Here is an 11,919-nt window from a genome sequence, read left to right as displayed (position 1 = left end):
AGGCTATGAAGTACAACTGGCATCATAAGTACAAGGCCGATTCTTATTGGTGAAACAATCCCGTCGGTGAAATTGGTTTTGCCTGCTTATAAGCACTTAACATTGTACAGCTATAGTACGGGGAAGAAAATTTTTAATCTTTAGCAGGCGCACTTATGATGCTTTATTAGTCAAACTCCAACCCTTACCCTTTCGCTTAACATCAATCCATTACTAAGGTGGCCTGGTGAAGAAAAAGTATTTGCATAACGTATTAAGAATTTTCGGAAGAAAAGAAAAATTACAAGAACGAATGCGAAAGCATGAGAGGAGCCAGCAGTTTTGGTGAAACCAAAACATAGCTGGCACTATTAATTTTACAACATAGTAAAGGTTAGGATTATCTTCATCAAACTGTTGAACGAATAACTGAAGACCAATACTCCTCACATATAATTTTACAATAGTAATCAGCACAATAGATCGCCTCAAACGACTTTTAGCTTACTTTCTCTTTGCATCCATTGTATTTCAAGAAGGTTAGCCTTCTCTTCCGGTGTTGCCCGAATATATTTCCAAAATGATTTTTCTGTTAAGTGGCCGGTTGCTGCCATTATTAAAGATATCGGTGTTCCCTCTTTCAATTCGTTAGTGGCAAAGGTGCGTCTCGCGGTATGGGTTGATAGCTTTTCCCACTTAGCATGCTGCTGATGAATAGTCACCCCTCCGTTTGTTTTCTTGTAGGAGTAATTCTTTTGCAGTTGACCACAAGCTTTGCCAATAGTCTTTAAGGCTAGATTTGTTTTGCTGTTATATTTAACCTCAGGTAAGGAATTTATCTCACGTAAGCGATTAAAATATTTTATTAAAAGAATTTTAGCTTCTTTTTTCACCGGCAGTACTACAAGTTGTCCTGTCTTACCCTGGTTATAACGAATTTTAGTAAAGTCCTCATCAATTTGATCCTTGGTAATGTTTGTATAGTCGGAGTAGCGCATACCTGTGTAGCATCCTATTAAAAATAAATCTCGCACTATTTCCTGGCGCTCATTATCTTTTAAGTCAAGTTGCGATAATTCTTGTAGTTCGTCTGTTGTTAGATAAATAGTGTCTGGCTGTTCTCGCATTACACGAAACCGTTTACTTTCGAAAGCTCTTTTATCAGTTATGCCTCGTTCAAAGGCTTCTCTTAAAATAAGTTTTATGATTTGAATATCCTTACCAATGGCATTAGGGCTTAGGTTTAATTGCTTTGTTACAAACTCAATGTAATCATGGTAAAAATCAAGATCAATAGTGTCAAAATCGAAAAGCTTTTTTCTTTTCTCTGCAAATGCTTTTAAATGTTTTACTGTTGTCTTGTAAGTCTTTAGTGTATTAGGACTTATTGTTTTACCATTAGGTTGAAGACGTGTTCCTTCTTTGGACGAAAGAATAATGCCTTCAAAAAATTGAATAAAAGTTAGTTTTGCTTCTTTTCGTGCACTGCTACGTTCAAATTCGGTATTCAAAATCTCTTTAAAAGTAGTTTTAGACGGAATAGTACCGGTATCATTTCGGTACCTCCTAAAGGCTTCTTCAATCCTATTTTTTGTTCTGCTTAGTGTGCTGTTCAATTCCAAATGTGAAATGCCCTTGGTAGCCCTTGCTTCCCTGGAAAGTTTATTCCAATGCTTGGGTATAATGCTCAACCCTGTACTAAAGTTTACTCTTTCACTTCCAAACCTAATAACGGCAATAATAGCTGTCTCACGAGGGGATGTTTGTCTTGCTAAATGGAAAGAGACTTTCATAATTAGGTCACTTAATTACAAATAAAAGTACAAAAAAATTTCCTTCCTGTTGTACGGTATGTTGTACGGTAATTATGTTTTTTTAACTTTAGCTATGTTTACCTATCTTTCCTGAAACCCTTGCTGGTACTAGGTTACAGAAGAAAAATTAAAAAAAGATAGAAAAAATAAACTCAACTATTCGTAGTGCGCCCCACACCACGTTTAATAGTAGTAGAAGTAGTTAAGCCTCAATTAGTTGAGGCTTTTTTATTTGTTTTAGTTCTCCAGGGCTGCATTAAAAGTTTCATAACTACACAGCTACTCTCTTTTTTATTTCCTATAAATAAAGCTTTTTTTCTTTTTAAGTGTACACTGAACAAATCCGCAAAAACTTTTCTTCAACACTTCTTTATTGTCCACTCATCCATTATTAGAAAAGATCAGCAAATCGCTGTAAGAGGCGGGAAGAACGTTGAAGCAGAAGAATTTTTATAATTTTCACCCGAACTCCTCTTAAAACTTAAATGACAATCCTTTTATCACCCGTTTTGCCTAGGCTTCCCCACTCTTTTCCGGGTTTTGCTAAACTGTTTTTTCACACCATTAATTTTTTAATCTAAATATAGTTGGAAACATATTAAAGTTTTATTAACTTTTCATCTTAAACATTAATATCGATTGCATATGAAAAAGATCTCTATTCTTTGCCTGGCCATGGTATGTTTTCTTTTTGCCCAGTCGCAGATACGTTATTTAAAAGGAAACTTGCAAGGAAGCCAGGAAACACCGGCAAATACCTCAACTGGTTCGGGAGTAGTAATTGTAAAATATAATACAGCTACAAAAGCATTAGAATTATTTGGAGATTACGCAGGTCTTACCAATACTATTACCGGTTCTCATATTCACCGGGGAGAGCCCGGTGTGGCAGGACCAATCGAGCTGGATCTGGTAAATTCCGGTGGCACAACAGGATCTTTATCAGGTAAGGCAACTTTAACCCAGCCGCAGGAAGATTCTTTAATTGCCGGCGAAATGTATGCAAATGTGCATACTTCCACAAATCCGGGAGGTGAATTAAGAGCCCAACTAACGCTAACAACAGACGCGCAAACAACATTTTTATCAGGAAGATTGCAGGGTGCACAAGAAACTCCACCTAATCCTTCACCAGGAACAGGTTCAGTTTATGCGATCATAGATATGGCAACAGATTCGGCTTTTGTGACAGGAAATTATACCGGCCTTACTGCAGCCTCCACAGGCTCTCACGTTCATACGGGTAGTCCTACAGTTGCAGGTGCCATTTTATTTGATCTTATACATAGTTCTGCAACGAGTGGTTCAGTTCATGGTATCACTAAAGTAACTGCAGAAGCTGCCGATTCAATTTCGACTAACGGCACGTACGTAAATATTCACACATCTACATACGCAGGTGGTGAAATAAGAGCGCAACTGGTAAATAACACAACTGTAAGATATTTCGCGGGAGAAATGAATGGTAGTAATGAAGTTCCGTCCAATTCATCGAAGGCAAGGGGAACAGTTATAGTAGTATATAATACTGAGACTAATTTGCTAACATTAGCAGGCGATTATCAACATCTTTCTGATACTGTTAGCGCGGCCCATATCCACATGGGCGCGCCAGGAGTATCAGGAGCTCCTATCATACCTCTTACAACCAGTGGTGATAGCACCGGTACGATTGCCGTTACCGGCGTCACTCTAACCGATGCGCAGGAAATTGATCTGTTAGCAGGAAATATGTATGCAAATGTACACAGTGCAGCGTTCCCTAACGGCGAAATAAGAGCGCAGCTTATTGCTACTACCAGTGGAGAAACCCAGGCTTTCTCACCCAAGTTAGAGGGAACACAGGAAGTGCCTTCAAACACATCAACAGCTACGGGCCAGGCATTGGTAATTGTAGACAAAGCAACAGGGCTGACATATGCGACAGGTTTTTTCAACGGAGTGAACTCAAATGTGTCTAAGGCAGATATATCCAGGGGACAAGTCGGTGTTAACGGTCCGGTTATTCTCGCTCTTAACCCTGCATATAATGGAACAACAAAATCGGGAACTTTCTCGGGGAGTGGAACGCTGTCTTCATCGTTAGTAGACTCAATGATTAACGGCTTCACGTATATTAGTATTAATTCTCAACGCTTTCCTGAGGGGGTGATACGGGGACAACTTGGAGACCTTGTTTTACCCGTTAAACTTACCTATTTAAATGCCTATAAACAGAAAAATCAAATAGAACTGATTTGGGAAACATCTGAAGAGCTAAATCTAAGCAGGTACGAAATAGAGCAATTAAATACGACGACACAACAATGGACTTCAAAAGGGACAGTATTTGCAAAGGGTGGAAGCGGTCCGGCAACTTATAACTTTATAGATAATCCAAATGTATATGGTAATAAGTATATGATATACAGGTTGAAAATGACGGATAAGGATGGTAGAATCACCTATTCTTACATGGTAAAAGTAAACTTTGAAAAATTAAAAGCAGAATTGTTTATTCAGACAAATCCTGTGGCAAACGGAGAATTGAAATATACTATAACAGGGCTAACGAGCGGTAAAAAAGCTGAAGTTTCAATAATTGATTATAACGGAAGATTGATATTAAAAAATGCCGTTTCTTCACTAATGAATAATACTATAAGAATACCTCAGTTAGCTAAAGGCATGTATAAATTAATAGTAAGAATAGATGATACTGTTTTAGAAAAAGGCTTTATTAAATAACATTTATAAAGAAATCTAGTGTAAAAGCTGCCTCCGCAAAAAGGCAGCTTTTTTTATTGCAAAAATTCTAAGAAGAACGCCTTTAAATTGAATACTTTACACTGTCCTATTTCTATAACCTTCTATACGGAATATTTCCATAAATCCGTTTTGTACTTTTACCGTTCATCACATCTTATATTACGGTGGTAAAAATTTTCTACCAATTTTTCAATTGTTTCTGTCGTTTTTTTTACCACTCATCAAAATTGAGCCGCCTTTCATTTCATTTCATCCCAATTTAATACCTAACTTCTTTTCACGTCTCTACATTTGTCTTGTTAACGGCAGCAATTACAACTTAAAAAATAAAAATACTATTATGAGAAAATTATTTACTGCAGTGGTTTTAGCATTAACAATTGCAACAAGCGCATTTGCAGCAGGTGGAAACAAGGTAAATTTCTTTGCACAAAACAGTTTTGAGAGTGAATTTAAAAACGCTTCTAATGTTCAGTGGACTTCTGCACCCGACTTCCTAAAAGCAACGTTTGTGCAAAACAATCAAAAAAAAGAAGCTTTTTACAATTCAGATGGTCAATTAATTGCTACCAGCAGAACTGCTGACCTTAGTGAATTACCTGTAAAAGCAAAAAGAACATTTGCAAAAAAGCTTGAGGGTTACACAGTAAAGGAAGCTATTCGCTTTGAAGGAATAGATGAAAACGCATATTACATTTCTGCAGAAAACGAAAAAGGTTCTGTTATTTTCAAAATTGAAGACAATGGTTTTGTAACAGTTAAAAAAGCATAACAAATTATAAATACAGGCAAGCAGCAATCAAATCGCCTTCGCATTTCGCGGAGGCTTTTTTATTTACACTCTTTCTTCATTTACACTAAATCTTTTGCCATCTTTGTTTTTGTATTAAAACCTCTTGGTCTGTTAAGGAAGTTTTTTTAATAAAAAAGGTAGAATTAATCATATTTATGGCTTTTAACCTGCAAACATTTAAAACCCGGGCTTTAACCGCAGTAATCTTTGTTGTAATAATGCTAGCAGGGCTACTATGGAATCGGTGGAGTTTTTTCGTATTGTTTTCTGTTATTCACTTTGGTTGCTGGATTGAATATCAAAAATTAATAGGTTTAATTGATCCTGAATACAAGCGAATAACTGCCTTACATAGATATGGGATAATAATTGCCGGTTGGGCATTTATGCTTTTTATGACCGGAGATAGCTTCATAGTAGACAATATTCCCTTAACCAAAATAGGAAGACTTCTGCTATTGGTGTCAGGAGTTGTATTACCATTGTTTTTAATAGTACTTACAAGAAAATCTTCGCTGCGGCCATTACTTTATTCATTAGCAGGTTTATTATACATATCATTAAGTTGGGGACTTATGATGAACATTAGGAGTATGGGAATCGTAAACTACGGTTCTTTTGTTTCAGAAGACAAAGGGTGGATAATTCCGGTGATACTTATTGCCTCTATATGGATTAATGATACTATGGCATATATAGTTGGTTCATTTATTGGTAAAACACCTTTTTCCAAAATTTCCCCTAAAAAAACCTGGGAAGGCACCGCCGGAGGAGCACTTTTATGTGTTGCAGTTGTTTCGTTAGCAGGTTACTATCTTTTTCATTTCAAAAACATAACCTCTCTCATTATTATTTCTACAATAGCAGCCATCATTGGCACCGCGGGAGATTTATTTGAGAGTAAATTAAAAAGATTGTCAGGGGTGAAAGACAGTGGCAGTGTTATGCCGGGTCATGGAGGATTTCTCGACAGGTTTGACAGCCTGATACTGGCGACTCCTTTTGTATGGTTATACCTTGTTCTGTTTGTAAAAAATCTGTATGAAACAATGTAAACTTTCATTTTCTTCACTGCCATCCTTCTTTAAGCACTATTTGTTGTGTCGAATTTCGGTCATTGTTTACACTTTACACCAGCTTTTGTAATTTTTAGCTGCTTACCTTGTCTTAGCGGTTTTATTAAATTTTTTAAAACAGGTTTTGGGTCTGCTATATTTGCAAAATAATTTTTCGAGTAATGACTATTCACAAAGAGGGTTACAAAACAATTGGTATTGCTGCATTAATTTTTGGCCTTATAAATATTGCTTCATTTATTTTTATAAGTGACAGTTATCCAAAAACTGCTGCTATTATTTTCATTGCCTCTGTTTTGGTATTTTTATTTATTGTTTCTTTTTTTCGCATTCCATATCGTTCTCTCACGAAGGGTGAGAGAGAAGTAATTTGTCCTGCAGATGGAAAGGTGGTAGTGATTGAAGAAATTATGGAAGAAGAATACTTTAACGATAAAAGATTGCAGGTCAGTATTTTTATGAGTCCTGCAAATGTGCATGTGAACCGAAACCCTGTAAGTGGCGAAGTCGTGTACAACAAATATCATAAAGGAAAATATTTAGTAGCATGGCATCCCAAGTCATCTACTGAGAATGAACGGCACAGTGTGGTAATTAGAAACGATAAAGGGGAGGTGTTGGTTAAACAGATTGCCGGGGCCCTTGCAAAACGCATTGTAAACTATCTGTCCATAGGTCAGGAAGTGCACCAGGGAAATGAATTAGGGTTCATTAAATTTGGCAGCCGGGTAGATGTAATATTGCCTTTAAGTGCAAAAGTAACTGTACAACTAAATCAAATGGTGAAGGGGGGAGTGACTGTTCTGGCAATTTTGTAAACTTATAAACTACATAAAAAAAGCTCCGGAATTTTCGGAGCTTTTTTTATGTTAAGAGTGATGCTTAGGTCTGGCTTTACATCATTAATAGTTTTTAGCAGATAACTTTATTTATGCTCAATAGGAGGAAGCTCTTTTTTATACGTGTGATTCTCGATAATCCCGTTAGAAAGCATACTGTTAGGAATGATAATTAACCGGTTATCGTCTGTTACAATTACAGTTGTAAAAATCTGAACTTCTGACACTACTCCTCTTTTGCCCTGCGCCTCAATAATGTCACCTACTTTAAACGGCTTAAACAGAAGTAGCAAAACACCGCCGGCAAAGTTTGTAAGAGTGCCTTGGAGAGCAAGACCGACTGCCAGGCCTGCCGCACCAAGGAGTGCAATAACAGATGTCGTGTGAAACCCCGCGAAATTTAAAATAGAAATGATTAAAACGGTTTTTAAACCAAAATTTAAAAGATTGCGTATGAATTTTTTAAAAGTCATGTCAAAATTCTTAACATGAAGTGTTCTTTCGGCAATCTTCAATAATTTGTTTATAAGCCAAAAACCTATTAATAATAATATTGTAGCTACTAGCAGTTTAATTGCATAAGAGATACCAACTGATATAAGATCTGCTATTTTTACATTATAATACCTGTCAAACCATTGCTTCATTCTGCACTCCGTTACGTTAAAAAGTATATCTGATTCCTACTCCGCCCCAACTGCCGGCAAACCCACGACCGTCAGCAAATTCAAACGAAGGCTGCCAGTCAACAGATAAATTTAGAGGTGCTCTATTAATTTTTAGATCAAGACCCAAAACTCCGTCAACACCTGCCACTGCTCTATCTCCGTAATATCCTTTGTAATCATAAAAACCCAAATGCGCCCCTGGACCTATATACCACTTTAAGCCTCCGGCTCCCTCTATATTGCCATGTATTTCATACAGACCTGTAATCCTTGAACCATGGCGATCAAAATAGCCAATTACCTCCAAAGCGTTGTTGGGTACGAGAAAAGTTTTAAAAGAAATTCCTCCCCCATCCCAAACTTTTACCCCTAATGCGGTTTTGTACGTTTTGCCCATGCTTTGGGCTTTTAATCCCGCACTTACCACACTGGTGAGCAAAAGCAGTAATAATAGTTTTTTCATAGTTATGTTTTAATATAGGAGAGCATTTAAGGTCAAACCCTCATCGGTGCAAATATCAATAGAAAAAGATAAATTTTTTAGTATAAAGTTAATTACCACAAAAAAAGCTAATTAACATCTTGTGACTCAGGGATATGACGTGGAAATATTTGCCCACCCGTAAAGGGGAAATACACATTTGAAACTTTTAAGTAAACTAAGAAAGAAACCAAAAAAACTGGCTCGCTTTTTTTACTTTAAATTAGTATACCATATTTAATAATATAAGTAAAACCTATTAACATGGAAAATCAAGATGAATTGGTAAGTGTCTTAAATGACCTGATTAGAATAAATAATGACCGTATAGTAGGTTATGAAAGAGCTGCAAAAGAGTCAAAAAATGTAGACATTGATTTAATAGCGACTTTTAATCAAATGGCCGATCAAAGCCGAAAATATAAAGCTGAATTGGCCCAGGAAGTTAAAAGTCTTGGAGGTGATATAGCATCAGATACAACCGTTTCGGGAAAAGTGTATAGAGTATGGATGGATCTTAAAGCTGCAATTACAGGAAAGGATCGCGAGAGCATATTAGGATCGTGCGAATATGGTGAAGATGTAGCGCAAAGGGCATATGAGGCAGCTTTAGAGTCAGATGCATATATGAGTACAGAAATCAGGCAAATGATTACCAGCCAAAAAAGTGATTTAAAGACCTCGCACGATTTAATTAAGAAATATCGTGATTTGCACGAAAAAGTTAGTTAGGTATAGAGTGTTTTATCATTAGAATGAGGCCGGTATTTATACCGGCTTTTCTTTAAGACAAAACTATTTCTGCTTATAACATTGTATTAAATGCTTAATCTGGCAAGAATTTTTATTAATTTTATTTAAATCAAAATGCTATGGAAGAAAATAATGATTTTATGGAAAATAACGACCAAATCCCTCATATGAAATCGTTGGCGTTGTTGACAAACAAAATGGTATTAGATGGTTATGATGACGATTTTAAAATTACCGACAAAGGATTAAAATCTTTGAAAACCGAAAAAGTATATCAGCCTGAACAAATAAACGTAATCAATTTTTTCAGATTTGAAGGCCAGTCTGACCCTAATGATAATACAATAATGTATGTTATCGAAACCGCAGACGGGTTAAAAGGTACACTGGTAGATGCTTATGGAGCATATGCAGACCGCAAACTTTCAGAGTTTATGAACGAGGTTGAAAGCTTTCAGAAAAAGACAGCTAAGTAAGGATTAACTGCCCGGCAGTTGATATAAAAAGCATTGCGTTTTCGCGGTGCTTTTTATATTTTAAGCATCGAAATATCTTTAATTCCTGTAAGCATGGTAGACCAGATGAAGTTAAAGAATGATGAAAACTTTTTATGCTTTACCGTAATTTTTGCCTGACGCATGCCATCACCGGGCTTATTATTGTTTTTAATGATCAAGTTTGCAAAAAAGCTAAACACACTTTTATTCTTGTACTCACTGCCTTTCTTTTTCACGAAAGACAATTTTAAATCTTCGTATAAAAAAACCAAATTTGACTTTGCTAATGTTGTATCTGCTGTCATTTTAAATCTTAAAGAGTTAACCACTCCTTTTTCAATTTTAATCAATGACATCGGTTCCGTTAACTCATTAATGATGGTAACATCAAAACTTTTATTTACAACCGCCGAAACTGAAAACTTTCCTTTTTTCCAGTCGTCAAGATAAAAAGTAAAATTTCCTTTAACAGGAACTTTACCAAGAAACATAGTAGAAAATGCGCAAGTGGTTTTTTCACCCACTTTTACTGAATAGTTGCTAATGTTGTTGAGATACAAAGAGGAGTTAGAAAAACGAACTTTTCCTGCGCTATTTGTTCCTGCATTTTTTTCTTTGTACTCTATATAAGACTTGTTGGCAATAAACCTGTTTATCTTAATCTTTCCGGAGAACTTGTGAATTAGCTGGTGAGGGAAATTTCTTTGAGGACCACCATTAGACGCAGTATCTTTAGGATAAGATAAATCACGAAAGACTTTAACGGAATTACCAACGCTGGTCATAAGGCCAATGTTGATTTCCCCTTTTATCAACTTTGGTATATCAACTTCTTTGCAATTAATATTGCGCATTGCTATATCAAACCTGTCAGTTTGAAAATGTGCTTTTTTTGCAAAATCCCGTTCATTAAATGCTGGTATTATCGCGGCTTCTTTTATAAAAATATTTTTTGTAAGAGAGTTCAATTTTACCCCTCTTAACTGGTATTCATATAACTTATCTGGAGTTATAAAACGCATTTCATCGTTGCTTATAACGATTTCCTCAGCCCTGCTAACGAGATTTTCATCAAGTACTGTCGTACGGTCTATTTTTATGTTTTTTATCGAAAACGAATTATTTTTTATTCTGAATGGTTTGTCGTTTGAACCAGCCTGGCTGCTGACGTAAGCAAAGGATTTTAATTGGAGGCTGTGAAGAGAAAATTTGCTGATCCAGCCGGTAAGTATTTTGGTATTTACCTTAGAAGAATTCTTTTTGTTGCTACTATGATCATCTACTAAAACCAATTCTCCTTTTTGAAAAACTGCCTTGTCTATAGTAAGCTCAGAATTTTCTACCGGTCCGGTCCATGAGATTCCTTGCAACGAAATTCCCTCAATTTTAGTTTTAAAATAACCATTGGTTTTAAAAGTGCCATATTCAAACTTTCCCAGAACCAAAATTTTCGATCTTGTGTCGAACGACGCATTTGCAATTTCTGCTGTTTTCTTTCTATCTCCTAAAGTTACTTGTTGAGATTGCATCCTGATCTCTTTGCAAAAAAATGTGCGGGTAGTATCCTGGTTAAAGGTGCTGTCGATGGCAACATCGGTAAGGCCGATAGTTGTTTTATGAGTGTGAAGCTTTACTTCTTTTGTATAAAAGTCTTCGGCGATAACTTCACTGTTTATTACAGATACGTTTTCTACCCTTATTAGCTGAAGGCTTCCAAGTATTTGTTTATAGATTTCCTGCTGTTGTTTTTTTGTATCTCCTGGTTTTTGTAAGCCCGGGTATAAATAGCAGATGATCTTTGCATTAGAAATAACAACCTGTTTACACCGCAATTCTTTTGAAAGTAAAGCTGCAGTTGTCTTAAAACTTACAACCTTTAATTCGGGGATAAAAATATCGAGAAGAAACTTAGCAGCATTAGTATCTCCCGTATTAATCATCTTCAATTGTCTTGAAGTATCGCCTTTTAAGTGGAAGTTTTTAATGAACAAATTACCTTCAACTTCATTTACTGAAAGAGAATCATACTTTAATTTATATAATTCATTGCTTTTCTCTGCTACAACATTTTTTAATTTGTGGTGAAGGAAATCGTCTCTTTTTATTTTATATATTGTAAAAAAGCCAATAGTAATTACACCAGCAATAATGATGATTGTAGAAAGTTTCTTTTTCGTCTTGTGAAAAGGCATGGCCTCGATATTACAGGCAATAAAAAGCTACAGGTACTAACCTGTAGCATTAAAAAATAATTTCTAATTTTAGAACTTA

Annotated in this window: 10 protein-coding genes; 6 read left to right on the top strand and 4 right to left on the bottom strand. The window is 35.9% G+C overall.

Going from position 1 to position 11,919, the window contains the following annotated elements; genetic code table 11:
• Positions 1–467: 467 nt before the first annotated feature.
• On the bottom strand, positions 468–1,772 hold the full coding sequence (locus B154_RS0109695; RefSeq protein ID WP_018613786.1) for a site-specific integrase: 1,305 nt from the start codon (positions 1,770–1,772) through the stop codon (positions 468–470).
• 666 nt (positions 1,773–2,438) lie between these two features.
• Here B154_RS0109695 and B154_RS0109685 point away from each other — a divergent pair.
• From B154_RS0109685 to B154_RS0109660, 4 genes are all read left to right on the top strand, one after another.
• Entirely contained in the window at positions 2,439–4,520 is a 2,082-nt protein-coding gene (locus tag B154_RS0109685; protein ID WP_083934943.1) for a CHRD domain-containing protein, read from the top strand.
• A gap of 361 nt (positions 4,521–4,881) precedes the next feature.
• Positions 4,882–5,313, top strand: a complete 432-nt coding sequence (locus tag B154_RS0109680) for a hypothetical protein (RefSeq protein WP_018613783.1) — start codon at positions 4,882–4,884, stop codon at positions 5,311–5,313.
• Between the two features lie 176 nt (positions 5,314–5,489).
• Positions 5,490–6,389, top strand: a complete 900-nt coding sequence (locus B154_RS0109670) for a phosphatidate cytidylyltransferase (RefSeq protein WP_018613782.1) — start codon at positions 5,490–5,492, stop codon at positions 6,387–6,389.
• Positions 6,390–6,571: 182 nt separating this feature from the next.
• On the top strand, positions 6,572–7,228 hold the full coding sequence (locus B154_RS0109660) for a phosphatidylserine decarboxylase family protein (RefSeq protein ID WP_018613780.1): 657 nt from the start codon (positions 6,572–6,574) through the stop codon (positions 7,226–7,228).
• A gap of 107 nt (positions 7,229–7,335) precedes the next feature.
• Here the strand turns inward: B154_RS0109660 and B154_RS28165 are convergent, their stop codons facing one another.
• Positions 7,336–7,896 carry a mechanosensitive ion channel family protein gene (locus B154_RS28165; RefSeq protein WP_018613779.1) on the bottom strand — a complete coding sequence of 187 codons (561 nt, stop codon included), beginning with the start codon at positions 7,894–7,896 and terminating at the stop codon, positions 7,336–7,338.
• Positions 7,897–7,912: 16 nt separating this feature from the next.
• Positions 7,913–8,380 (bottom strand): hypothetical protein, encoded by a 468-nt coding sequence (locus B154_RS0109650; RefSeq protein ID WP_018613778.1) that lies wholly within the window; start codon positions 8,378–8,380, stop codon positions 7,913–7,915.
• A gap of 282 nt (positions 8,381–8,662) precedes the next feature.
• Here B154_RS0109650 and B154_RS0109645 point away from each other — a divergent pair, with 282 nt between their 5' ends.
• Both B154_RS0109645 and B154_RS0109640 read left to right on the top strand, forming a co-directional pair.
• Positions 8,663–9,130 carry a ferritin-like domain-containing protein gene (locus B154_RS0109645; RefSeq protein ID WP_018613777.1) on the top strand — a complete coding sequence of 156 codons (468 nt, stop codon included), beginning with the start codon at positions 8,663–8,665 and terminating at the stop codon, positions 9,128–9,130.
• 140 nt (positions 9,131–9,270) lie between these two features.
• Entirely contained in the window at positions 9,271–9,627 is a 357-nt protein-coding gene (locus B154_RS0109640; protein ID WP_018613776.1) for a hypothetical protein, read from the top strand.
• A 53-nt stretch (positions 9,628–9,680) separates the two neighbouring features.
• On the opposite strand, the gene B154_RS0109635 is transcribed toward B154_RS0109640, so the two are convergent.
• Positions 9,681–11,840, bottom strand: coding sequence for a hypothetical protein (locus B154_RS0109635; protein ID WP_018613775.1), 2,160 nt, complete (start codon positions 11,838–11,840; stop codon positions 9,681–9,683).
• Positions 11,841–11,919: the final 79 nt, after the last annotated feature.

The sequence above is a fragment of the Segetibacter koreensis DSM 18137 genome (genome assembly GCF_000374045.1).
GTDB classification, from domain to species: Bacteria; Bacteroidota; Bacteroidia; order Chitinophagales; family Chitinophagaceae; genus Segetibacter; species Segetibacter koreensis.
Note: the sequence above shows the minus strand (reverse complement) of the source record. Positions and strands in the feature narration are given on the sequence as shown.

Excerpts from the sequence above, each read along its gene's own strand:
- B154_RS0109635 (WP_018613775.1), bottom strand. The coding sequence starts at position 11,840 with ATGCCTTTTCACAAGACGAAAAAGAAACTTTCTACAATCATCATTATT.
- B154_RS0109640 (WP_018613776.1), top strand. The coding sequence starts at position 9,271 with ATGGAAGAAAATAATGATTTTATGGAAAATAACGACCAAATCCCTCAT.
- B154_RS28165 (WP_018613779.1), bottom strand. The coding sequence starts at position 7,896 with ATGAAGCAATGGTTTGACAGGTATTATAATGTAAAAATAGCAGATCTT.
- B154_RS0109650 (WP_018613778.1), bottom strand. The coding sequence starts at position 8,380 with ATGAAAAAACTATTATTACTGCTTTTGCTCACCAGTGTGGTAAGTGCG.
- B154_RS0109685 (WP_083934943.1), top strand. The coding sequence starts at position 2,439 with ATGAAAAAGATCTCTATTCTTTGCCTGGCCATGGTATGTTTTCTTTTT.
- B154_RS0109645 (WP_018613777.1), top strand. The coding sequence starts at position 8,663 with ATGGAAAATCAAGATGAATTGGTAAGTGTCTTAAATGACCTGATTAGA.
- B154_RS0109670 (WP_018613782.1), top strand. The coding sequence starts at position 5,490 with ATGGCTTTTAACCTGCAAACATTTAAAACCCGGGCTTTAACCGCAGTA.
- B154_RS0109660 (WP_018613780.1), top strand. The coding sequence starts at position 6,572 with ATGACTATTCACAAAGAGGGTTACAAAACAATTGGTATTGCTGCATTA.
- B154_RS0109680 (WP_018613783.1), top strand. The coding sequence starts at position 4,882 with ATGAGAAAATTATTTACTGCAGTGGTTTTAGCATTAACAATTGCAACA.
- B154_RS0109695 (WP_018613786.1), bottom strand. The coding sequence starts at position 1,772 with ATGAAAGTCTCTTTCCATTTAGCAAGACAAACATCCCCTCGTGAGACA.